Below are 21,584 nucleotides of genomic sequence, written 5' to 3' on the forward strand. Positions count from 1 at the left end.
GGAATTTATGGATTACAAGACATATTTACGAAATTATCCGGATGACGAAGGACGCTTCGGCCCTTACGGCGGCGCCTATCTTTCGGATGAGTTAAAACCCGCCTTTGAAGAAATCTCAGAGGCTTATCAGACAATCTGCCACTCATCCCAGTTTATCAATGAACTCCGGAGAATCCGCAGAGAATTCCAGGGAAGGCCCACACCGGTCTATCACTGTGAACGGCTCTCAAACATGTACGGAAACTGCCAGATCTATCTGAAACGGGAAGATTTAAATCATACCGGTGCCCACAAGCTGAATCACTGCATGGGAGAAGGCCTCCTGGCAAAATTCATGGGAAAGAAACGTCTGATCGCCGAGACCGGAGCCGGGCAGCACGGCGTGGCTCTGGCAACGGCGGCGGCATTTTTCGGACTGGAATGTGAGATACATATGGGAGAAGTGGATATTGCAAAGCAGGCTCCCAATGTGACCCGCATGAAAATCCTCGGTGCAAACGTCGTTCCGGTCACACACGGATTAAAGACCTTAAAAGAAGCTGTTGATTCTGCATTTGACTCTTACGCAAAAAACTATAAAGATTCTATTTACTGTATCGGATCTGCCCTGGGTCCTCACCCATTCCCGCTGATGGTCCGTGACTTTCAGTCTGTTGTGGGATATGAGGCAAAAGAACAGTTCATAGAAATGACAGGACTGCTGCCGGATGTAGTCTGCGCCTGCGTCGGAGGAGGAAGCAACTCCATCGGCATGTTCATTCCCTTTGTCGATGAGCCGGTAGATATCGTGGGCGTGGAGCCGCTGGGCCGAGGCTCAAACCCAGGCGATCACGCCGCTTCTATGACTTATGGAGAAAAAGGAGTCATGCACGGATTTGAAAGCATCATGCTGAAAGACGGAGCCGGGGAGCCCGCTCCAGTCTACTCTATCGCCAGTGGACTTGACTATCCCTCTGTCGGACCAGAGCACGCATTCCTGAATGATTTAGGGCGGGTTTCCTATGAGACGGCAGACGATGAAGCTGCCATGAAAGCATTTTTTGAACTGTCCCGCTATGAAGGGATCATCCCGGCCATCGAGAGTTCCCATGCGGTAGCCTATGCTACAAAGAAAGCTCAGGAAATGAAGAAAGGCTCCATTCTCGTTTGTCTGAGCGGCCGGGGAGACAAGGATATCGACTATGTCGTAGAAAACTATGGATATGGAGAAAAGTATTTATAATTTTTCCCGCTCATCCATAATCTATTTACTACAATCATAAACCAGGAAACTGCCCGCTCCTGTCGCTTTCTTGTATTATATCGTCAGCTTCCTGGATTTTTTGGACTTAGCATAGGTAATCTTTGTTTTTTGGGAACAACATAAAATGTCTTAGTAACACTTCCGGTATTGGTGTTGTTGCTGTAAGTTATTGTATAATCTTCTTTTTCTTTTGCTTCCGGAAAAGTCAACTGATTCCCCTGCTTTCTGCAGGGACAGAACTCTTAACTTTACCCCTTAAACTTCTATTACTTTGCCTGCATCCCCGCCAGTGTATCCATTTTTTTCCTGACAAAATGATTGAATATTGAAATCGTTCGTCCGACTCCGATCACCGCCGCCACCGTTCCGATGCCAATACCGATGATTTTCCCCCCAAAAACCATGCCTGCCATGGCTGTAATGGAGATGTTTAATATGTCAAAACAGTTCTTCACAAGTCCGGTTCCTTCCCTCTTAATGCTCCGTTTATTTCTGATGGTATGGAGAAGCATTTCAGCAGCCACGAAGATCCCATAGAGAGCCAATGTCATATTTCCGAAATTGAGATTCCAAATAGCTGAAATACTGTATGAAACTGATATGATCGGCGATACTCCCAGGCCTGTTTTCGTATTCAGGGTAATCCCCAGAGCCAGTATAAAAAGTCCTGCCGCATAAAAAATCCCCCTGAACAAATATGATTTCTTCATAGATCTTATATCAGTCCTATTGATTCCAGCGCCGTCGTGATGCCTTCTTCTCTTACGGTACCCGTCAGCATATCAGCCGCTTTTCCTGCTGCCTTGCTGTGCCGTCCCATCACAATACCGGTTCCCACAGCCTCAAGCATCTCTATGTCATTATCGGAATCACCGAAGGCATAACAGTCCTTTTTGCCGATTCCATATCGGTCCATGAGATTTATAATGGCATTTCCCTTGGTGATCCCTCTTGACATAATATCTAAAATATTCATATCTTCAAAAGGTTTCACACACTGCAGCTCCCCTTCGAATTCCGTCTGTATTTCATCCATCAGCTCTTCCCTGTTGTAATTTATCACAATTTTCGTAATATTCTCTCCTTTTCTCGTCTCCCACGGTGCGAACCAGCGTTCCGGAAATCCAAGAAACTCCCGGAAATCATGGTAAAACGGCTGGTTATAGTGCATATAATATGTAACATCCTGTGTCTCCATATGCAGAGCCGTATCTTCTGAAAAATATCCGGAAATGACCTTCTGCATTGCCTCTTCAGAAATGTGAATATCACTGACAACCTGTCCGCCGACTTCCGTATAGGACCCGTTGCAGGTAATGGCTCCCTCAAATTTATCGATATCCGCTTCCAGAAAACGTTTGCTACGCCCTGAACACAGCATTGTCAGATATCCGTTTTCCTTTAGTCTTCGAAGAGATTCTATTGTCTTTTTGGTTGCTTTTCTAATATTATCTGTATCGTCCACAGTCGTTCCGTCATAATCAAAGAAAACGATCCCTTTGTACTTTTTCATAACTCCTCTTTTCTAAGCCAAATATTATGTATTACTCTTTTATTGTACTTATTTCAAAAATAAATTCAATACAAACCTGGCTCTCCCACAGTACTGCACTGTGATATTATGAGAGAGGAGAACTCATCCATTTTTGCAGTACACTTAATAGTCGATCGATTTCCACAGACTTTGCCAGATAGTCATTCATGCCCACACTATATCCTTTCGCCGCGTCTGCCGCAAACAATATGAGAGATTTTTTGGAAGCTCTGCAGATCCTTGCGATCACAAGCAGTCCGGTTATGCTTGCATCCCTCCCTCATGTTCCGCATGAAATGCTGAAAGAACTTTCCGAGGCTGCATCCAAACCCGATGAGAAAAAATCCCTGGTGCATACGGTCAGCATCGGACTGCGGTCTGTAATCAGAAACTGTCCCCTTGCAGCTATCCGGGAGATTTACAGGAAACTCATCCTCCTGTCATTGAAAGGCAGCATCCTCCGCCTGGAAGAGACAGGTACCGAACCGGTTTCCGGATGGACCGGAATTTCTGCTTCTATTCGAGAAAGCTGTTCCTGTGCAGACTATGCACAGCTGGCCCACACATTTCAGATTCTGTTTCAGGATAATTTTGCTTCCTCAAAACAGACTCTTTTGGAAATCGGCGTTGAAGGCGCCGAAAAAATCACCGGTTTTTAACTTTCAAGCGGACAAGTCCTCTGCTGTTCTCTCTGTCTCCAGAGGCTTGTTCCTGCTTTATATGCACTTCCCGAAATGTACCATAGTTCTCTTTTTTAATAAAAATTATTTCTATGCTATTCTGCAATTATTCAATTTTTATATTAATATATTTAATTATTATATTAATATTGACATTTATAAGTTATAATATTATATTAATAGAAAACAGAAAGGAAATGAATGCATGAAAAAGATTATCAGCCGCTGTCCCGTGTGCAGGAATGACCTGGCCGTCACAAGGCTCAAATGTAACTCCTGCAATACGATATACTGTCCAATCAGACATGGGTTCTGCTCCTAAAGAAAGGTAAAAATCAATGCTTGATCTATTCCAGTCAAGGCACCACCATTCTAATCGGCCGCAACCCCGTTCAACAGCAATGGCCACCAGTCTTTTCAGAATTGCTTTTCCATATCCTTTTCCTCTGCATTCTGGCTTTACATACAAATCTTCAAGGTAAATTCCGGCTCTACCCAAGAAAGTAGAGAAATTGTGAAAGAAAAGAGCAAAGCCAACTTCTTTTCCGTTTACTACAGCGAAAATCACTTCTGCCTTTTGTTTGTCAAAAATCCATTCCTCCAATGTTTCTTCATCAGCAACGACTTCGTTAAGCATTTTTTCATAATCAGCAAGTTCTTTGATAAATTGCAAAATCAATGCTGTGTCTTCTCGTTTAGCATATCTAAAATCTAAGTCTTCAGTATACACAGCGAATCACTCCTCTCTGTATTTCCAGTTCAGCATTTTTACCAGATACGAAACGGTATGACAGCTTTCATAATGATGGCAAAAACTGCCCCTGCTCCTATCATACCTGCTGTTTCCTTAGTAGATCTGCGTAAAGCAATCACGCCAATCACCAGCATTAAAAGCTCAAGCCCCGAACTGATATCTACATAAAACATTCCATAGCTGAATGCACAGTTCAGCAATATCCCTGTAACCCCGGAGGACAGGAGTAAAGCAATCCACCCTGTACCTTTTGCATACCAACACAAAATGCGAGAAAAGGGGATAACACTGTAAATGTAATCCAGACAATGGCATAGCTTTTCGGAAAAAATCCTGCTATAAAATTGCTGTACCAATAGTAGCTTGATACCATTCCCGCAAAAAAGGCAAAAACATTGATACCGGCTCTAATAGGCGTTGTGCTATAAACGGCAATGCACACAGCAATAACAATCCATGGTGCAAATTCCCCAAGAAAATTATGCAGATCCACTGCAAACTCCTTCATTGCTTGCTCCTATGTTTGATGCCTTTAGAAATGACACTGTTCGTTTATATGTTTCTGTAATCTAAATACTCCAAAAATCTTTTTACTGCAAGAGAAGCGTTTTTTCTATCTCTCATTGCAATCCCCAATTTTCTAAAGGATGGCACATCAAGCTCTTTTGTAATGATACGATACGCCGTTCTTCTCAAAATGAGCTCCGGCAAAATGCTGATACCAAGCCCTTTTTCTACCATCGACATTACGGCGTAATCATCAACCGTTATGAAATGAATGTTGGGGGAAATTCCACAGCGGTCAAAGATTTCCGATATTTCTGCCTTTTCTCCTTTTTCAAGTAACATAAAAGGATATTCCGCCAATGCAGAAACGGGAAATTTATCAAGACTTCCCATCGGATGATTTCCGGGAAGAACCACAAGCAGTTTGTCTTGCTCCAAGAACTCTGTTTCCAAATCGGAGTGTGTTGGAACTCTTGTAAAGCCAATATCCACTCTACCCTCATTCACCCACTCCTCAATATCGGCATAGTGACCGATCAGCAACTCATAGTCGATATTCGGGTACTTCTTTTGAAACTCAGCTATGATATTCGGCAGCCAATGAGTTGCAATGCTCGAAATTGTTCCAATGCGAATAAGACCCGATTGGAGTCCATTTAGGTCATCTACCTCCATTTGCAGCTTCATATATTCCTCGCAAACATTTCTTGCGTATGGGAGCAGTTTTGTTCCATCGGAGGTAAGCTTTACACCGGTTCGGTTACGCTCCAGCAAGGACACCTTCCATTCTTTTTCCAAATCACCAATCATTCGGCTGATACCCGATTGAGAATAGTTCAGTATTTCTGCCGCCCTCGTAAAACTCCCACACTCTACTGTTTTTATAAATGCCATATATTTTAGGATGCTCATATCCATCATGCCACCTCCTGTTATGCGTTTTTGTAATTTTAAGCATGAAAAACATTCGTTTTTCAGATGTATATTATTATGATATACTCTATAGGTACTAAAATCAAGATAAAGAGGTTCAGCCTATGTTTTATGTTAGCGATATTCAAACAGACAAACCTTCAAAAATGGAAACACCGCTTCAAGAAAAAGTGTATACTACGCTTTTGAAGTTAAACATTCCATTTGAGCGAGTGGATACAGACGAAGCAATTACTATGGAAGATTGCGTTGCGATAGAAGAAAAGTTGGATATGAAAATGGTAAAAACTTTATTTCTATGTAACAGGCAACAGACATCATTTTATCTGTTTGTTACTTGTGGGGATAAGCCATTTCGCTCCAAAGAGTTTAGTGCGGCTCTTGGAGTTTCACGCCTCTCTTTTACTCCTGCTGAAAAAATGGACGAAATGCTCGGCACAAAAATCGGCGCGGCAACAGTATTTAGTGCCTTGCTTGATAACGCAAAAGATGTGCAGTTTGTCTTTGACAAAGAAGTTCTGAAAGAAGAATATTACGGATGCAGTGATGGTACAACTACGGGTTATATGAAAATTAAGACAGAAGATGTTTTGCATAAATTTATGCCTTTCACAAAACATACCGTACTGTTTGTAGAGGTGTGAATAATGGGACTGTATCAAAACCGTATCGTAGTCAAGGTTGGTACATCTACCTTGACAAATGATGTCGGGAAAAGCGACTTACGAGCAATGGACAACCTTGCCCGTGTTCTATCCGATATACAAAATATGGGTTATGAGGTTATACTCGTTTCATCAGGAGCGATTGCCGTTGGGTGCAACAAGCTCGGTATGAGAACCAAGCCGACCAGTATGCGTATGAAACAAGCGGCGGCTTCGGTTGGTCAATGCAGTATTATGTATTTATACGATAAGTTTTTCAATGATTATGATAAAATCATCGGTCAAATTCTGTTAAACGCCGAAGATATTGAGCAAGAAGAAAAGAAAGATAATCTAACAAATACATTTGATGCACTACTCGAAATGGGTGCGATTCCCATAGTAAATGAAAATGACTCGGTAAGCTATACAGAAATCGAATCGGAAGAACGGCTTTTCGGTGATAACGATATGCTTTCTGCTGTTGTAGCAGTGTTATGCCGAGCAAACAAACTGATCATCCTTTCTGATATTGACGGGCTTTTCGACAGCGATCCACGCCTACATCCCAATGCAAAACTAATTGAGAGAATTGATCGTATTGACGAAAGTGTATATTCTATTGCTGGTGGTGCAGGCTCAAAGCGTGGAACGGGCGGTATGAAAACCAAGCTACAAGCCGCCGAATTGGCAACAGCGCAAGGTATTGATACTATCATTACAAACGGAAAAAACACCGAAGCAATTTATAATATTGTAAAAGGTTTTGGCGCCGGAACATTATTCAAAGGAAAACAGAGATGATGAAAAAAGCATTTTTTAAGTATATATTTGCTTTGCTGCTTTTCGGCTCAAACGGAATTGTGGCGAGCAATATTCATTTATCAAGCTATAAAATCGTATTTTGGAGAACACTTATCGGCAGCTTACTTTTGATTGGGATTTTCTTTGTTACAAGACAAAAGATTACCTTTGCGAAAGAAAAAAATGATACTCTGTTTATCGTTTTTTCGGGTATAACAATGGGAACAAGTTGGATGTTTCTTTATGAAGCATACAACCAAATCGGTGTAAGTTTGGCTTCACTTTCCTATTATTGCGGTCCAGTCATCGTAATGGGATTGTCTCCCATACTGTTCAAGGAGAAGCTGACCGCATATAAAATTGCCGGATTTATTGCTGTACTTATTGGAATTTTCTTGGTAAACGGAACAGTGTCGGGAGAGAATCTCAATGCCTTTGGAATATTCTGTGGAATTATGTCTGCTATTATGTATTCCTTTATGGTAATACTCAACAAGAAATCTAAAAAGGTGCAAGGTCTTGAAAACGCAACCATTCAGCTTTTAATGAGTTTTCTAACAGTCGCTGCTTTCGTAGGTCTCAAAACAGGATACCAGGTTTCCATATCAAGAACTAATTTAATATGGGTTATAGTGTTGGGGCTTTTCAATACAGGCATAGGGTGTTATTTTTACTTTTCCTCTATCGGAAAATTGCCTGTTCAAACAGTCGCAATCTCCGGATATTTGGAGCCGCTTTCGGCAATAATTCTTGCAACACTCATACTCGGAGAAACAATGCGGCCATTACAAATGATCGGTGCAGTTTTGATTATCGGCGGGGCAGTTTTCGGGGAATATTATAATTCCCATTTATAATTTTATTTATCACAAATATCATTAGATTCATTTTATCGGATGCCGGATAACCGTTTTCATCTTTTCCGGAGCCTCTTTTTCGGGTCTGATAAATAGCAGCCGCCCGTCTGCCATATCATTTGCATACCCATTCTCACCAAGGAACGCATCCAGTACAGCCACTGTTTCCGGCTCAGTATCATAGGACCCTATGTGCATAATCTGAACACACAAGCCTTTGTCAATCGTCAAACACTCAGCGATGGAGCAGTCTATCCCTTGGCAAATAAGAATCAACTAAGCATTTGAATGGCAGAAACGGCCTGCTACATTTGAATGGAATCCTATCAGAGGGAAAGATTACTACTATACCCGCATTGTCCGGGACTTGACGCGAAAAATAGGGACAGGCATCTATCCGGCAGGAACTTATTTACCCTATGAAGCACAGCTGGCAAAACAATATGGTGTGTCTGCCTATACGGTCGCTGCCTATACGGCGCCGCAATTTAGTGAGGATGATTTAGAGCAACTGGCTGTTCATATCATGAAGCCAGGGATCGCTCTCACGAATTTATTTCAAATGATATTAAAACACCTGTCACTGGAACCATTACACGTTATCTGGTATGAATGCAGCCAAATCACAGAATGGGGGTTTTATTTCGCTTTTTATCCCCAAGGAGGTGATGTAATTGTACAGCTCAATGACATCACAAGGAGGGCATATCATTGTCTGCGTGCAGGGAAAAGCACAGAGTTTGCCGAGAATCTGGCCGACTGTTACCGCCTGATTTTAACTTCAGTTCAGGCGCATATGGTTGAGAAACACCATTTTACCGAGGCTTTATCTGTGCAGGTCCCTGACAGAGATTCCTTAAAATAAGATGCAATCAGTTGGAATGTGGAAAATAAACACATTCCAACTATTTTTCTGACGGTGTTTGCCGTTCTGATTGTCAGTTTGCCGCTGAGCGGAATAAGTCTTAATCATTTCGATGTTTGCTCAACCAATTCATAGCACATATCGTGAGTATCGAACTCCCAAGGGACAATATATCTTCATTAAACACAACGCCTTGATTATGCATGGGTTTACCATACGCTTCATTTTCCTGGTTGATACCGGCGCCTAATAATAAATAGGCAATGGGCACCTGATAGCTAAAGGAAGCAAAGTCTTCGCTGCCCATACCTCCCTGAGGCAATATCCTGACTTGCTGAGGGGCAATGAATTGCTTAATGTAATCGCAAAACTCATAGATCATCTCATCGTTGTTTATCAGAGGCGGCGCACTGGATAATTCCGTTACAACTGCCCTTCCTCTGAAGGATTGGGCACACAGATTTGAAATTTCTTGAATTCTTTCAAAAATTCTATCCCCTGTTTCTTTATTTTTGTAACGGATTGTTCCCTCTAAAACGACTTTTTCAGGAATAATATTGGGAGTTTGCCCACCGGCAAATTTACCAATCGTTAATACACAAGGGTCTTGCGCCGCCACTTCTCTCGCTGCAATTTCCTGTAACGACAGGTAAATATGTGCCGCAATATTAATTGGATCAACCCCATTTTCAGGCATCGCTCCGTGACAGCCCACGCCGCTTACTTCAATGCGAAACAAAGTGCAGCCAGCCATGAAATGGCCAAGACCACACAGCACCATATTGCTCGGCGTACCAGAGTTTACATGAAGCGCCATGGCTGCATCTACCTTTGGATTTTCCAAAACACCGTCCTGAATCGCAGCCTTCGCCCCGCTAAAACCTTCTTCATCCTCCTGAAATAATAATTTTACTTTTCCCTGAAGCCGGTTTTGATACTTTTTAAGCAATTTTGCAGCACCTAACAGCATGGCGGTATGCATATCATGACCACAGCCATGCATAGCTCCGTTTACACTTTTAAAGTCTAAATCAGTTTCTTCCTTAATGGCTAAGCCGTCCATATCTGCTCTAAGCAGCATAGTTTTACCGGGGAGTTCACCGCTGATTGTTGCCACAATTGAGCTATTGGCAATGTCCTGGGGTTCATATCCATACGCAATTAGCTTCTCTTTCACAAATGCTTTGGTATATTGCAGCTGTATCCCAACCTCAGCATTTTGATGTATTTCTCTTCTGATTTTTACCAACTCTGACTGTAATAATTTTGCTTGCTGATAGATTTCTTTCATAGCAATTCCTTTCCATTATATTATTCTAACCCAGCTCTTCTCCATATTAAAAGCCTTACATGCCATTTATCTTCCTGACGGTGTTTGCCGTTCGGATTGTCAGTTTGCCGCTGATATTCGCACTTGCCGTCTCCCTCCACCAGTTTGTCTTTTGATAATCCTTCCGGCTGAAAGACCAGAATACCGCTTCCTTATAATTCTGAATCTTTTCCAAACCCTCCCTGGGTTCTCCGATCTCGTCCCGCACTTCAGCAAATGTAGCCGGAGGCATAATAAAAATCAGATTATCATAGATTTCCTTATTTTCATCACCCCACCAGTCAGGCGCGTGTTGCAAAATATCTTCGAGATCCTCTTTTGATATGACGAAAACCGGAATATCCAGACCAAACCACTTTTTTATCGTTGTTTCAATCCGGTCTGTAAGGCTCACTATATTCTCTTCATCACTTGAAAAAATCACATTGCCACTGTTCAGATAGGTCTTAACCGCTCCGAATCCAAGCTCCTCAAAAGCTTTCTTCAGTTCAGCCATCGGAACTTTATTTTTTCCACTTATATTGACTCCACGCAAAAGCGCAATATATCTCGTTGCTTCCTAACTGCTGAAGTTTTTCTTGTATATTGTCCGTTCCCTTTATGCCTATCATGGGAATAGATATGTTTTCTCGCAAAAGCTGGTGAAAAATTTTTTCTATAAATAGTCCCATACCATTGATTTCTGCATCATTGTCCGATGTTGTTTCGACACCACAATTTGGAGAACGATTTGCCCCAATAATACCGATAACTTCAAATCCATATTTCTTATATTCCATGATATGTTGCACTACATAATCAGCCAGGCAACAAAAACAACCTTTTTACTTCTACCATCATTGAACATAGTATATACTCTCACAAATTTTAATTATTAACCCGAAAGTCAGTGTATGATTTGTTCCAATCACCTTTACCAATTTCCATTGTGGAACTGTACCGTCATCGCCCTAATACTCATCCATTGAAATAATCTTATCTTTCCTAGTCATTGGTATTTTCTATTGCTTTCAAATTTTTTGCCTTCTCTTGCGCTGTATTACCTAATTTTTCATAGGCACAGATGCCGTCTTTCCAATTTTTCAGATTGCGAAGTCTTGCTCCGTGATCACCATGCTCTGGATCATCAAACAGGTCTCTGAGCTTTTGGCAGGGCATATCTGAGCATTCCCCACAATGTTCAAGCCCCTTTTCAATACAGCATATCGCTTTATCGCACTTACCCCAAAACATAATTCCTCTATTGGCTTTGCAGCCCTTACACCCGATTTTATCTTTCCATTCACACACGCCGCAATATGTACCACAAAAGGCTATCATTTTTTTATTTATCATCGAGAACTTCCCTTTACTATTTATCTATTAGCATTTCCAAAGCATCTTCTATTGTGACACATTTCGCATATCTTTTAGAACATTTATATACTCATAATAATCAACATCTCTGCACTCCTGTCAAACTGATTCGTCATTTCTTACTTCTCGATTGAAATAAACGGAGGAAAGGTATCAGAGCTATCGTTACGCCGCATAGTTTTTGAGTCCACATCAAAACACTTGCCGTTGTATTCATAGTGTAGCTTATTAGCTTTAACATAAAAACAATGTTCTGATTGAAATGCAACGGGCTTAAAATGCCCTTCTTGTATCGGCTGATCCCGATACAAGACTTGATCTTCCGATAACTTCAGCACATCATTTTCAAGACGCACATCATAAATTCCACTTACGATAGCCTCTGCTGCCACATTTTTCCCTGAAGCTGAAATGAAACGAAAACAGCCAGTCAAACTATTCGTGCTTTTTCGCTCCGCCAGTTCAAATCGGAACAGGGATACACCACTGAAATCTTTTCGCAATTTTTCCCGTTCTCCATCCTTTCCCATGAGCCATATCTTCTCATTAGATACAATAAACATATCCAACTGAAATCCACTCTGAGAATATTTTAGATTAGAGAAAGATATTGAATCAAAGTAAACGCCCTGTAACACACCATTTTCAAGTTCGTAAACTAATTCCTTTGTAGACAGCGTTTTGCCATCCACATTCGCTTCAATGAAGTTGATGATTTCTTTCATTAGCACCCGACCATCCTTTCAATTTGAAATACACCTTTTCCACCAAGAACGCATAAAAGCAACTTAAAATTTTCAAGCTTCACAACTTCTGATTTTCTTTCCCGCTCAGCTATACAGCAGCTTTACTAAATCCACGCCAACCTCTATGATATGCCCATCCCTTTCGTTTTTTTGTTTTGGTCAATTTATAGACGAACTGAAAGTTATCGCATTACACAAAGTGTTTTCGTACCATCGCCGAGTAATTGTCATATTGCTGAAAACCATACCGTTCATAAAATGGAATCGTTTTCGGGTCAGACGGCATGACCTTTACATACAAAAGACTTTCAAAGCAGCTCATAATCTGTTTCATCAATTCATCTTCAATATGTAGCCCTTGATATGCAGGGTCTACCAAAAGTTAATGTAAAAAAGCAACCGTTTCCCCATCATCCAATGCACGAACAAGTATTGCGTTCCTCCCATTCGGATTTCCTTATTTCATTTTTTCTTAACACTCACCTGATTATTACCCTTTATATCAACTTTAGCAGTTCTGTATGTATATATCCGTTTGTAGCTGCTACGCTGCTGCCCTTTTTCGGGTCAAGCGGTTTCCCCGTAAAATCAGTCATTTGACCGCCAGCTTCCTGAATCAACAGCATACCGGCAGCATAGTCCCAGGGATTCAGGTAAATCTCGAAATATCCCCCTTGTCTGCCACAGGCGGTATATGCCAGTTCCAGAGCGGCAGAACCAATCCTGCGGACATCCTGGCACTGACCGAACACCCTGCGGAACCGGGCAAAGTTTTCATCGGCCAGCTCTCTTTTTGCTGTTCCCAATCCAATCATCGTGTCGGATAGTTTTTCTGCGTTTGATACATGTATGGGCTGTCCATTTAAGAAGCTGCCCTTGCCTTTAACCGCTGAAAACACTTCTTCATGGAAGGGATCATACACGATCCCCATAACAATTTCCCCCTGGCGGCAAAGGGCTAAAGATACAGCACTGTGCTGATAATCGTGCATAAGGTTTGTAGTCCCGTCAACCGGGTCTAAAATCCAAAAGCTATCCGCATCTATCTCCTGCAATCCGGTTTCTTCTCCAAGAAACTGAATATCCGGTGCAAGGGCAAACAGTTCCTTCTTTAAGAAATTTTGCACGGCAATATCTACCTGCGTTACATAGTCTGCAAGACCCTTTTCTTTCACATGAGCAGCCATTTCACGGTTCTTTATGAGCCCCGCTCAGAAAACCGATAACTCCAATTTCCCATTCAAATTCTTCAGCATACCATTTTTTCATTTTGCATCCCCGTTTTTGTACATATTGAAAAACAGTTCTCTAAATTCTTTCTCCGAAAGTCTTAACTCTGTTTCGTTATAATAAGGAGCACCATCTCTGATTCCGAATTCAAGAGCAGTAGGTCCGTCTAAGTAGTAAGCTTTATATGCGTAGTCAATCGCTTCTGCCTGTCGAACATAATCTACTAAAGCCTTTGCTGCATTTCTGGATTTTTCGTCCGACATACCGCCAACTGCAAGACCTGAGCCTGCACAGTAAATATCTAAGTAAACTTCTTCCGCTTCTTCCGATGTCGCCAGAATACAGTATGAAAAAAGATTCTCCATATTTTCCGTTTCATAAATTGGTTGACCAAATAGCGCTTTGATTTTACCGCATATGAGCGGAAATTGATTTCCATAATTTGAAAAGTCTTCAATAAAATTATATAGTTTACTGCTATCTGTTAATTTTTTCATGCTTTTCACTGATTGAAATGTGTATGGCATTTTATCCTCCTCTGCTTTAGAGCATATTTGAAAATTTTATGTTTTTCTCTAGTTATTCAGAAGTTTTGTTAAATCCTCAATAGAAGCATCCATCTTCACAGAGAGTTCTTCCATAGACATTCCGGCATTCAGAAAACGCTTGACCACCATTTTCATATCCCCACCAACCCCTATGAGATGCTCGTCCAGATCTCTGTTGTGTTACTCACCGACAAACCTGAATTAATTTATACAACAATCTCCTCGATAAACTGAAAGTTGTCGTTGTTCTAAATTTACTGTGCTATTTCCTTGATATAGTTGGCAACATCATTCGGAATAGAATAGTATATCTCCATGTCCTCCATGCCGGATAGAGTGCCGGGAATAATATCCAATATATAATATTGATTCTGAACTTCAAACACAGTCATCTTTTCATTTTCCACCAAATTTTTCTCTTTTGTATGACGCTCTAATTGATAAGTCGTTATCGCACATATATCATTTTTTTCATCAGGTATTTGTCCGATTTCTGTCCATGTATCCTGCTTTATCTGATTATAAAATTCTGCAATTTCCTCCAACTCTGTCATCGTATAAGATGCTTCTGGATTCTGAAAAACAATTTCTATTTTTTGCTCTTTTGAAACATCTGCAAGCTCATCTGCACTATATGAATGGCTCTTTGCCGCGTTTCCTCCACTGAAGCCGTCAAAATTATCCAAGTCCAAGTCTTTTGCGCTGCCCGGCTCAAAATCTTTTACTCCCCAAGATGCAAAAATATCATTTTTATCTGAAATATCCGAACCCTTCTGTACCAGATTTACAATATATTTTCCGGTTGATACCGGAATATGATACTTTACAGGATTATCCTCAAAGAGTTCTTTTATATAAAAATTCCCGTTATCCTCATAAAATTGTTCCTCTCCCATGCTAATTTCCGGCGCCCCTTTTTCAAGCCAAAATTCGTCTGTCACTTTTTCATAAGACATGATGATGTACTGTAATTCAGCTTGTGCAGGAATTTCATTAACTTCTTCCCACTCTGTCCAATTCGCATTCTGCAGGTAATTGGCAATATCGTTTTTTCCGTTAATCTGAAAAATTACTATATCTTCCGGCGATACGAACTCAATAAGCTGTTCCTCCGAAACATCTTCCGGGTTTATTGTTGCCGCTAATGCGTTGTCTGTTTCCTGTGTTTTTTTCATTTCACACCCGACAAACAGAGTGATACAGCACATTAATGTAATTGCGAATACAAGTTTTTTACTATTCATGTTAATTACCCTTTTTCATATCAAATTCCAATTGAACAAAATCGCTGCGCGATGGCCTACCAAGGCTGTGACATAGCGATTTTCTGTTTTCTGTAATAAAAACAGTGGAAAGCAAGTCCTAAAAGTAGTATTGTTAAGTTACCACACCAAACAATCAAACAGGATCGACCTTCCCACTGCCTATGAAAAGAATAACACCCTTCCGCTTGGTTGGCAAGCGGTTTTATGACCCAAATGCGCCTCCGTGTAAAGCAGTGACTTTTTGATACTACTGATTTTACATGGAGGATTTTATTATGTACGAAAAATACTTAGAAAAACTTGAGGAAGCCGCAAAAATCCGGAATCTTAAAGAACGTTCCATCAACTGTTATAAAAACTATGTCTCTTACTTTCTGAAATATCAGGGTAAGAATCCGGAGGAACTTACCTGTCAGGATGTCAGGACTTTTTTGCTTGCTAAAAAAGATGAAGGGCTGAAAGCCACAACCCTGAATCTTTATAATTCTGCCATCCGTTTTTTCTATCGGAATGTCCTGCACATCCTTTGGGATGACATCATGGTCCCACGGATGATTCTGGAACACAAGCATCAGTATCATGCATACATGGGGATCCAATCTTTCCTACCATCCGCATATTCATGTGGTGTCTACTGGCGGTGGTTTGGACACGGACCGGAATTGGCGGCAAAAAAAGGATGGCTTTTTTCTTCCCGGGAAGTCCTTAGCCGGGCTGTTTAAGGGAAAATTATTATCCGGGCTCAAAGCCCTGCGTGATGCCGGGAAACTATGCTATGAGGGAAACGCCGCCAGGTACCGCAACCACTATGAATATCAGGAACTACTGAATGCCTGTTATGGGAAACACTGGGTTACGGATATCCGGGAGTCTTTTGCCGGTGCCGAAACGGTCATGAATTATCTGGGGGCGCTATACACATCGGATAGCGATCAGTAACAGCCGTATCCTCCGTATGGATGAAGATACGGTAACGATACGGGTAAAGGACTACAAAGATGGAGGTGTCTGGAAAGAACTGACCTTGGAGGGTGTGGAATTCGTCCGTCGGTTTTTGATGCATGTCCCACCGAAAAACTTTGTCAGGATACGCCACTACGGTCTGCTTAGCAATCATAATAAGCGGAAACTGATCCCCCTTTGCAGGAATCTGATCGGCTGCCGTGAATTCCTGAGGCGTTTCAGGAAAGATGACAAGGTACACGCAATAAAGATCCTATATAAAAAAGATGTCACAGTATGTCCCCGCTGCGGTGGGACTGTAGCTTATGAAACATGTACTGGATGGGGCTATAGAAAGAGCAGCGCGTGACTCAGGGAAAATGAAATATGAGACGCGCAGAATAGGGGGAAAGGGGGAAGTATACCCAAAAGTCCGTGAAATGACAGGATGGTCGAGAGTATTTGAGAAAGTGAATGCCTCATACAGGTAAAGAGAGGGCTATTTGAATCCCCATATATCGGACGCGACTTTGTTCAATTCGGAAAAACCAAAAGTGTGCTGAATAAGAGGGCACAAGGGCTTGCCCTCTTATTCAACCCACCTTCGGTTCTTTCCTTAGAAAATTTACTGAACGGCAGGGATGAGGAGTACTCCACAATGTCCGAAATGTTTTCCCTGGAATTGGGAAAAGGCTATCCCGATCTGTCAGATGGCCCTAACCCCTTTATTTACTTTTCTTCTCAGGAGATTATTTATGGAAGTGTCCTTATTGAGGGAACCAGCTATACGGTCCTGTTAGGTCCTGTATTTGAAGTTCCCGTTACAGCCCAGCTGATCAATCTATATAACAGGGAAACCATCATTCCGCCTGAAAATAAAGAAGCCATCACATAATTTTTGTATTCCATACCCCCGACAAACCGCATCCGCCTTGCAAAACATTTATCCCTGCTCCATCTGATCTTAAATAATAAAAGCGCGGATATTCAAGATATACTGGAAATAAGCTTTTCAGATAATACGCTGCGGGAATCCGTCAACGTGGAAGGCTTTCTGGAAAATCAGGAAAATGACACCCTCCGCTCTACCTATTATGCAGAGACAGAACTTTACGGCCATATACGCTCCGGCAAACCCTGATCTCTTAATGAAACATATGAAATCCTCACCGCTCAACCTAAGTGACAAAAAGCTGGCAAATTCCCCCCTGCGGCAGGCAAAAAATACATTCATCAGTACTGCTACAAGTGCAGGGATGCTCGGCGCCATCCCGGGCGGTGTTGATATTGAAAAAACATATCATCTTATGAATGTTTATATACAGGAATGTGAACAGCTGCAGTCCATAGAAAAAATTGATTCTCTGCGATACCAAATGCTTGTGGATTTCTGTAAAAAGGTAGGAGAAGCGTCCGTGCCGCCAGACGGGTTGTCCGCCGATCTGTATATCTGCATGAACTATATCAGAAGCCACACCAACCAACCGATTACGATCGAAGACGTTGCTTCCCAGATCAAACGCTGTTCACTTTTACAGAAAAGAGCCTGGCTGAGATCAGCAGCTATTTCTGCTATTCCAGCCAGGCACATTTTCAAAGTGCTTTTAAAAAACAGTATGGCATCACGCCCATGCAGTACCGAAAACAAAGCCGGATACTCTAATCTGTCCATCTAAACCTTTTGCTTTTTGCGGCTGCCATAAGAGTTGTCCTGATCTAAAAGGTGTATAAGAAAGAGCGGCCTGATCCTCGCCGCTCTTTCTTCGCAAAAAATATAAAATACTTTTTTATAATCCAAGTTTTTTCTTTAACTCATTGCTGACATCATATCCACTAAATTCCATAGAAATGACATAATCATCCTCTTCTCCATGAATTGGTGTCCATACCTGCGCATAGAACGGGTTCTTCTTCGCAATATCCCCGTAATGCCATTCATGGGCCAGGCATTCCGGACACCAGTGCCCGCCATGCAGGGCCGTATTGACTGACATTTCAAAAATATGTCCATCCGCACATTTCCATTTGATCGGTGTATAGATATCGGCAGGCATCTCTTCGGCCAGGCATTCGCCCCCGCGGAATTCTGCTGCTTTTTTCAGATCCTCCAGATCCAGATTCTCGATTCCCTTTTCCTCATCATATCCATGATCCAGATAAGTAACCTCTTCGCTCGGATGGAACAGCTCCACATCATCCCAACTCTTGATCGCGGCGCGCTTTTCCCTGGAACCGAAGAACGCCTTGATCCAGTCCTCATCATTGTGCTCTAATGCGTAATAGAGGCCGCCTTTCTTCTGCCCGATTTCTTTATTATGCGCTTTCATCTGCTCCGCTGTGGGGAACATAGCCGCGATCATCGGATTATCCATCATCCGCTGCATTTCCTCCTGGACACCGCCCCAGTACTGCTCTGCCGGGATACAACGGAAATGAAGGATCTCATCCAGCTTGTCCGCGTCTGAGAAATAATGTCCGTGGAAATTGTAAAACGGCAGTGCGTCCGCGTCATATAAATCTTTGATCGTGATCCCCATCGGTTTCAGTTCCACTTCCAGCTGCTCCCAGCATGCCAGGCGGTATCCTTTGCCGCTGCTCAGGTTATAGCCCTTCCTCCAGAAGGATTCCGGAACCCAGTCCTCACAGATATTTGCCATGCAGATACCGGATTCGATGGAGGTGCTCCATTCCAGCACACAGTTTGCCGGCTGGTGGAAGATGATAGGCTCTTCGCCTGCGCTCTCATTGCTTGGGTGCTGGCCTGTCTGGCGGATGGATACCCAGTGCTTCAGGCCGGACTCAAATACCGCCATCTCGGAAAATACTTTCGAGAGCGCATAATAGTCAAATATGGATGGGTTGATAGGGTCTCCCACCCTGCCCCAATGGATGGGATAGGTTCTGTTTCCGGTTTCCGCCACGGTGCCCACATAGACAAAATGTACTTTATCCGGATCCGGTTGTTCCTTGATGGCCTTGATAATGCTTAACGTAGACCCGATATTGGTATAGAGTGTTTTTTCCGGGTACTTGTCTGCCGCGGGGGATACCATTGCGCCGATATGCAGCACATAATCCGCCCCGTCCACAGCTCTCTTGATATCCTCATAATTTCCAAGGTCGCCCCAGCAGATTTCCAGATTCGGCCCCGCAAATTTTTTCATCTTTTTCCTGTTTACATCAGACGGCCTCGCGAACGCACGTACCTTAAAGCGGTTGCTCCGGCTCAGGAGCTGCTTTAAGGTCTCCTGCCCCATGGTTCCCGTCACACCGGTAACCATCACCAGTTTCTGGGGTTTTACCACATCCTGATACACCTCCGGGTCGTCAAAGGTGACAGCCGCTATATGGGCTTCCCTGACCGCGTCGATTGCCCTTCTCGCCTGTCCGGCATCGCCGACCTTCATATAGCCCGCACCGATTGCCCTTGCGCCCTCTTCAATTTCTTTTCCGCATCTGGAAGCCGCGCCTACGGCAATCACCGCATGATCGCAGGGGAATTCCATAACCTCATCCCCTTTTTTGCCGATCACTTTGCCTTCCTCGATTGCCGTAACAGTGATGTCAGTTACCGGCGTGATCCCTGCCGCGTAAATATGTTCCGTCACGCAGATTTTTCTCGGTGATCCTAAGTCCATACAGAACTCCGGCAGCATTTCCAGGTCTGTTACCTGACAGCCTCTTTCAGCAAGGTATTCCGCCACTTCCATGCCCACCATGCCTCCGCCGATGACGACGATATTTCCACTTACAGACACTTTTCCGCCCAATATATCATGAGAATTTACAACATGGGGCAGATCCGCGCCCGGTATCGGCGGAATGATCGGCTCCGCGCCAATCGCGTTGATCACGGTATGAGGATTGATCTCTGCGATCAGCTCCTTTGTCACGGTCGTATCCAGGCAGATATCCACGCACAGCTCCTCAGCCTGCCTTGCCATGGAAAGCACGGCATTTTTCATTTCTTCTTTTCTGGGTGCCTCTCCTGCAAGCACAAACTGCCCGCCTAATCGATCCGTTTTTTCACACAGGATGGGGTGATGGCCGCGCTTCTTTAAAACGATGGCCGCGTGCAGCCCACCGATTCCGCCTCCGGCAACCAGTACCGTCTCAGGCTGTTCCGTCTTCCTGATTGCGTATTCCTCTTCATAGCCCACAGCCGGATTTCTCAGGCAGGAAATCTGCGGCGTGTCCGTATTTTCAAAATAGTCATAGCATCCCTGGTCGCATCCGATGCAGTATGTAATATGATCCAAGTCGCCCGCTTTTGCTTTGTTGCAAAAATCAGGATCCGCAAGCTGGGCACGTCCCATGACCACCATATCCACCTTGTCTTCTTCCAGATAAGATTCCGCCAGTGACGGGATGTTGATACGCCCAACCCCTACCGTCAGCATGCCCGTTTCTTTCCGTATGCGGGCCGCGTTTTCCACATTGAAGCCTCTGGGAAGATCGATGGGCGGCACTTCATATTTTAACGCGGAGGAAAGGATATTTCCTCTGGAAACATCTAATACATCCACACCGGATTCTCCTGCCAGTTTGCAAAAATCAATGACTTCTTCTATCGTAAGTCCGCCTTCCAGATCGTCATCCTGGGCGCCGATCCTCATGAATAACGGCATATCCTCCGGGATATTTTCCCGGATCGCCCGGATACATTCCAGCGGGAATTTTGCCCTGTTTTCAAAGGAACCGCCGTATTCATCCGTACGGTGGTTGATGCCGCCAGACAGGAACGAATGGGGGAGGTAAGTATGGGCGCAATGAAATTCGATACAGTCAAACCCTGCCTCCACAGCCCTTTTTGCCGCTTTTCCGTAGCTGTTCACCACTTCCTTTATGGTATCAATGCCAATCCCCGGAATTGTCATTCCCGGCTCTACCTCCATATCGCTTGCCAGCAGGATCTGCGCCGTCTGATCCATGCCGACCGCCAGAGAGCCCTGCCAGAGCTGGATACCCGCTTTTCCGCCTTCCGCGTGGATGGCGTCCGTCAGCTTCTTCATGCCCGGGATAAACATATCGTCACTGATGGACAAAAACTGCCTGGGCGCGCTTGGCGTATGCACACTGCTGACTTCCACGATGTTCAGCCCGCTTCCCCCTTTTGCCCGCGCGGCATGGTAGTTGATCAGCTTGTCCGTGACAAAGCTGGTATTACCGGAAAACTTGGTTCCCATGGCAGGCATGATGACACGGTTTTTCAGTTCCATTCCCCTAATCCGGATCGGTGAGAATAATTTTTCAAACATTTTACTTCCTCCTGTTTTACTTCTGTTATAATTGTTATAATGAAATCATTATATACCCTTCACCAAAGTGAATGTCAAAAAGGGAAAA

25 protein-coding genes and 4 pseudogenes are annotated in these 21,584 nt (G+C 43.2%); 11 read left to right on the forward strand and 18 right to left on the reverse strand.

Going from position 1 to position 21,584, the window contains the following annotated elements:
- Positions 1-7 precede the first annotated feature (7 nt).
- Positions 8-1,222 carry a tryptophan synthase subunit beta gene (gene trpB, locus CI597_RS04395; RefSeq protein ID WP_024727694.1) on the forward strand — a complete coding sequence of 405 codons (1,215 nt, stop codon included), beginning with the start codon at positions 8-10 and terminating at the stop codon, positions 1,220-1,222.
- A gap of 287 nt (positions 1,223-1,509) precedes the next feature.
- Here the strand turns inward: trpB and CI597_RS04400 are convergent, their stop codons facing one another.
- On the reverse strand, positions 1,510-1,953 hold the full coding sequence (locus CI597_RS04400; protein WP_024727695.1) for a hypothetical protein: 444 nt from the start codon (positions 1,951-1,953) through the stop codon (positions 1,510-1,512).
- Positions 1,954-1,958: 5 nt separating this feature from the next.
- A complete protein-coding gene (locus CI597_RS04405) occupies positions 1,959-2,756 on the reverse strand; it encodes a Cof-type HAD-IIB family hydrolase (RefSeq protein ID WP_024727696.1) in 798 nt (265 codons plus the stop codon).
- Between the two features lie 242 nt (positions 2,757-2,998).
- Between CI597_RS04405 and CI597_RS04410 the strand changes: the two genes are divergently transcribed.
- The gene (locus tag CI597_RS04410) at positions 2,999-3,436 is read left to right on the forward strand and encodes a hypothetical protein (protein ID WP_235824539.1); all 438 of its coding nucleotides are present in this window, start codon (positions 2,999-3,001) and stop codon (positions 3,434-3,436) included.
- A 226-nt stretch (positions 3,437-3,662) separates the two neighbouring features.
- Entirely contained in the window at positions 3,663-3,779 is a 117-nt protein-coding gene (locus CI597_RS19685; RefSeq protein ID WP_390122559.1) for a DUF2089-like zinc ribbon domain-containing protein, read from the forward strand.
- Here the strand turns inward: CI597_RS19685 and CI597_RS04415 are convergent.
- From CI597_RS04415 to CI597_RS04430, 4 genes and pseudogenes are all read right to left on the reverse strand, one after another.
- Positions 3,726-4,187 (reverse strand): annotated as a pseudogene (locus CI597_RS04415) (GNAT family N-acetyltransferase); the annotation flags it as partial. The gene CI597_RS19685 and the pseudogene CI597_RS04415 overlap by 54 nt on opposite strands.
- 38 nt (positions 4,188-4,225) lie before the next feature.
- Positions 4,226-4,411: a hypothetical protein gene (locus tag CI597_RS04420; RefSeq protein ID WP_051405216.1), complete on the reverse strand. Its 186-nt coding sequence runs from the start codon at positions 4,409-4,411 to the stop codon at positions 4,226-4,228.
- Positions 4,405-4,719, reverse strand: a complete 315-nt coding sequence (locus CI597_RS04425; RefSeq protein WP_051405217.1) for a hypothetical protein — start codon at positions 4,717-4,719, stop codon at positions 4,405-4,407. The genes CI597_RS04420 and CI597_RS04425 overlap by 7 nt, the downstream gene beginning before the upstream one ends.
- A 44-nt stretch (positions 4,720-4,763) precedes the next feature.
- Positions 4,764-5,636, reverse strand: coding sequence for a LysR family transcriptional regulator (locus tag CI597_RS04430; protein ID WP_095142885.1), 873 nt, complete (start codon positions 5,634-5,636; stop codon positions 4,764-4,766).
- A gap of 119 nt (positions 5,637-5,755) precedes the next feature.
- On the opposite strand from CI597_RS04430, the gene CI597_RS04435 reads away from it, so the two are divergent.
- Genes CI597_RS04435 through CI597_RS04445 form a run of 3 tightly spaced genes read left to right on the forward strand, consistent with a single transcriptional unit; the run spans position 5,756 to position 7,956 of the window.
- A complete protein-coding gene (locus tag CI597_RS04435; RefSeq protein WP_024727699.1) occupies positions 5,756-6,295 on the forward strand; it encodes a prolyl-tRNA synthetase associated domain-containing protein in 540 nt (179 codons plus the stop codon).
- Positions 6,296-6,298: 3 nt separating this feature from the next.
- On the forward strand, positions 6,299-7,099 hold the full coding sequence (gene proB, locus CI597_RS04440; RefSeq protein WP_024727700.1) for a glutamate 5-kinase: 801 nt from the start codon (positions 6,299-6,301) through the stop codon (positions 7,097-7,099).
- Positions 7,096-7,956, forward strand: a complete 861-nt coding sequence (locus CI597_RS04445; protein WP_330607120.1) for a DMT family transporter — start codon at positions 7,096-7,098, stop codon at positions 7,954-7,956. Before proB ends, CI597_RS04445 begins: the two co-directional genes overlap by 4 nt.
- 27 nt (positions 7,957-7,983) lie before the next feature.
- Here CI597_RS04445 and CI597_RS04450 read toward each other — a convergent pair whose 3' ends face one another.
- A complete protein-coding gene (locus tag CI597_RS04450; RefSeq protein ID WP_235824540.1) occupies positions 7,984-8,187 on the reverse strand; it encodes a GyrI-like domain-containing protein in 204 nt (67 codons plus the stop codon).
- A gap of 124 nt (positions 8,188-8,311) precedes the next feature.
- Between CI597_RS04450 and CI597_RS04455 the strand changes: the two genes are divergently transcribed.
- Positions 8,312-8,821, forward strand: a complete 510-nt coding sequence (locus CI597_RS04455; protein ID WP_268876109.1) for a GntR family transcriptional regulator — start codon at positions 8,312-8,314, stop codon at positions 8,819-8,821.
- Positions 8,822-8,921: 100 nt separating this feature from the next.
- Here the strand turns inward: CI597_RS04455 and CI597_RS04460 are convergent, their stop codons facing one another.
- From CI597_RS04460 to CI597_RS04505, 10 genes and pseudogenes are all read right to left on the reverse strand, one after another.
- On the reverse strand, positions 8,922-10,112 hold the full coding sequence (locus CI597_RS04460; protein WP_024727703.1) for a M20 metallopeptidase family protein: 1,191 nt from the start codon (positions 10,110-10,112) through the stop codon (positions 8,922-8,924).
- Positions 10,113-10,167: 55 nt separating this feature from the next.
- Positions 10,168-10,647, reverse strand: coding sequence for a DUF1697 domain-containing protein (locus CI597_RS04465; protein WP_051405219.1), 480 nt, complete (start codon positions 10,645-10,647; stop codon positions 10,168-10,170).
- 7 nt (positions 10,648-10,654) lie between these two features.
- Complete coding sequence (locus tag CI597_RS04470) at positions 10,655-10,930, reverse strand: hypothetical protein (protein ID WP_235824541.1); 276 nt, start codon at positions 10,928-10,930, stop codon at positions 10,655-10,657.
- A 205-nt stretch (positions 10,931-11,135) separates the two neighbouring features.
- Positions 11,136-11,486 carry a DUF3795 domain-containing protein gene (locus tag CI597_RS04475; protein WP_024727706.1) on the reverse strand — a complete coding sequence of 117 codons (351 nt, stop codon included), beginning with the start codon at positions 11,484-11,486 and terminating at the stop codon, positions 11,136-11,138.
- Positions 11,487-11,626: 140 nt separating this feature from the next.
- Entirely contained in the window at positions 11,627-12,232 is a 606-nt protein-coding gene (locus CI597_RS04480) for a hypothetical protein (RefSeq protein WP_024727707.1), read from the reverse strand.
- A gap of 211 nt (positions 12,233-12,443) precedes the next feature.
- Positions 12,444-12,632 (reverse strand): GNAT family N-acetyltransferase, encoded by a 189-nt coding sequence (locus CI597_RS18365; RefSeq protein WP_268876104.1) that lies wholly within the window; start codon positions 12,630-12,632, stop codon positions 12,444-12,446.
- Positions 12,633-12,750: 118 nt separating this feature from the next.
- Entirely contained in the window at positions 12,751-13,455 is a 705-nt protein-coding gene (locus CI597_RS04490) for an inositol monophosphatase family protein (protein ID WP_051405220.1), read from the reverse strand.
- Positions 13,456-13,518: 63 nt separating this feature from the next.
- Positions 13,519-14,010 (reverse strand): hypothetical protein, encoded by a 492-nt coding sequence (locus tag CI597_RS04495; protein WP_024727708.1) that lies wholly within the window; start codon positions 14,008-14,010, stop codon positions 13,519-13,521.
- A gap of 48 nt (positions 14,011-14,058) precedes the next feature.
- Positions 14,059-14,202, reverse strand: a pseudogene (locus CI597_RS19335) (glyoxalase); the annotation flags it as partial.
- A gap of 83 nt (positions 14,203-14,285) precedes the next feature.
- Complete coding sequence (locus CI597_RS04505; protein ID WP_024727709.1) at positions 14,286-15,275, reverse strand: hypothetical protein; 990 nt, start codon at positions 15,273-15,275, stop codon at positions 14,286-14,288.
- A 296-nt stretch (positions 15,276-15,571) separates the two neighbouring features.
- On the opposite strand from CI597_RS04505, the pseudogene CI597_RS04510 reads away from it, so the two are divergent.
- The 4 genes and pseudogenes from CI597_RS04510 to CI597_RS19695 form a co-directional block, all read left to right on the forward strand.
- Positions 15,572-15,865 (forward strand): annotated as a pseudogene (locus CI597_RS04510) (phage integrase N-terminal SAM-like domain-containing protein); the annotation flags it as partial.
- A 1-nt stretch (position 15,866) separates the two neighbouring features.
- Positions 15,867-16,608: pseudogene (locus CI597_RS19690) on the forward strand (IS91 family transposase); the annotation flags it as partial.
- Positions 16,609-16,896: 288 nt separating this feature from the next.
- Positions 16,897-17,133: a hypothetical protein gene (locus CI597_RS04520; RefSeq protein WP_024727712.1), complete on the forward strand. Its 237-nt coding sequence runs from the start codon at positions 16,897-16,899 to the stop codon at positions 17,131-17,133.
- A gap of 660 nt (positions 17,134-17,793) precedes the next feature.
- On the forward strand, positions 17,794-17,901 hold the full coding sequence (locus CI597_RS19695) for an AraC family transcriptional regulator (RefSeq protein ID WP_369882370.1): 108 nt from the start codon (positions 17,794-17,796) through the stop codon (positions 17,899-17,901).
- Between the two features lie 124 nt (positions 17,902-18,025).
- Here CI597_RS19695 and CI597_RS04535 read toward each other — a convergent pair whose 3' ends face one another.
- Positions 18,026-21,496 (reverse strand): FAD-dependent oxidoreductase, encoded by a 3,471-nt coding sequence (locus CI597_RS04535; protein ID WP_024727715.1) that lies wholly within the window; start codon positions 21,494-21,496, stop codon positions 18,026-18,028.
- Between the last annotated feature and the right edge of the window lie 88 nt (positions 21,497-21,584).

Source organism: Anaerostipes hominis (ex Lee et al. 2021), from assembly GCF_002270485.1.
Taxonomy (GTDB): domain Bacteria; phylum Bacillota; class Clostridia; order Lachnospirales; family Lachnospiraceae; genus Anaerostipes; species Anaerostipes hominis.

Bases quoted from the DNA above. Each gene is read 5' to 3' on its own strand.
- CI597_RS04495 (WP_024727708.1), bottom strand. From the start codon at position 14,010: ATGCCATACACATTTCAATCAGTGAAAAGCATGAAAAAATTAACAGAT.
- CI597_RS04445 (WP_330607120.1), top strand. From the start codon at position 7,096: ATGATGAAAAAAGCATTTTTTAAGTATATATTTGCTTTGCTGCTTTTC.
- proB (WP_024727700.1), top strand. From the start codon at position 6,299: ATGGGACTGTATCAAAACCGTATCGTAGTCAAGGTTGGTACATCTACC.
- CI597_RS04405 (WP_024727696.1), bottom strand. From the start codon at position 2,756: ATGAAAAAGTACAAAGGGATCGTTTTCTTTGATTATGACGGAACGACT.
- CI597_RS04465 (WP_051405219.1), bottom strand. From the start codon at position 10,647: ATGGCTGAACTGAAGAAAGCTTTTGAGGAGCTTGGATTCGGAGCGGTT.
- CI597_RS04460 (WP_024727703.1), bottom strand. From the start codon at position 10,112: ATGAAAGAAATCTATCAGCAAGCAAAATTATTACAGTCAGAGTTGGTA.
- CI597_RS04520 (WP_024727712.1), top strand. From the start codon at position 16,897: ATGTCCGAAATGTTTTCCCTGGAATTGGGAAAAGGCTATCCCGATCTG.
- CI597_RS04425 (WP_051405217.1), bottom strand. From the start codon at position 4,719: ATGAAGGAGTTTGCAGTGGATCTGCATAATTTTCTTGGGGAATTTGCA.
- CI597_RS04505 (WP_024727709.1), bottom strand. From the start codon at position 15,275: ATGAATAGTAAAAAACTTGTATTCGCAATTACATTAATGTGCTGTATC.
- CI597_RS04535 (WP_024727715.1), bottom strand. From the start codon at position 21,496: ATGTTTGAAAAATTATTCTCACCGATCCGGATTAGGGGAATGGAACTG.
- CI597_RS04400 (WP_024727695.1), bottom strand. From the start codon at position 1,953: ATGAAGAAATCATATTTGTTCAGGGGGATTTTTTATGCGGCAGGACTT.
- trpB (WP_024727694.1), top strand. From the start codon at position 8: ATGGATTACAAGACATATTTACGAAATTATCCGGATGACGAAGGACGC.
- CI597_RS04435 (WP_024727699.1), top strand. From the start codon at position 5,756: ATGTTTTATGTTAGCGATATTCAAACAGACAAACCTTCAAAAATGGAA.
- CI597_RS04475 (WP_024727706.1), bottom strand. From the start codon at position 11,486: ATGATAAATAAAAAAATGATAGCCTTTTGTGGTACATATTGCGGCGTG.
- CI597_RS04470 (WP_235824541.1), bottom strand. From the start codon at position 10,930: ATGGAATATAAGAAATATGGATTTGAAGTTATCGGTATTATTGGGGCA.
- CI597_RS04480 (WP_024727707.1), bottom strand. From the start codon at position 12,232: ATGAAAGAAATCATCAACTTCATTGAAGCGAATGTGGATGGCAAAACG.
- CI597_RS19685 (WP_390122559.1), top strand. From the start codon at position 3,663: ATGAAAAAGATTATCAGCCGCTGTCCCGTGTGCAGGAATGACCTGGCC.
- CI597_RS04430 (WP_095142885.1), bottom strand. From the start codon at position 5,636: ATGGATATGAGCATCCTAAAATATATGGCATTTATAAAAACAGTAGAG.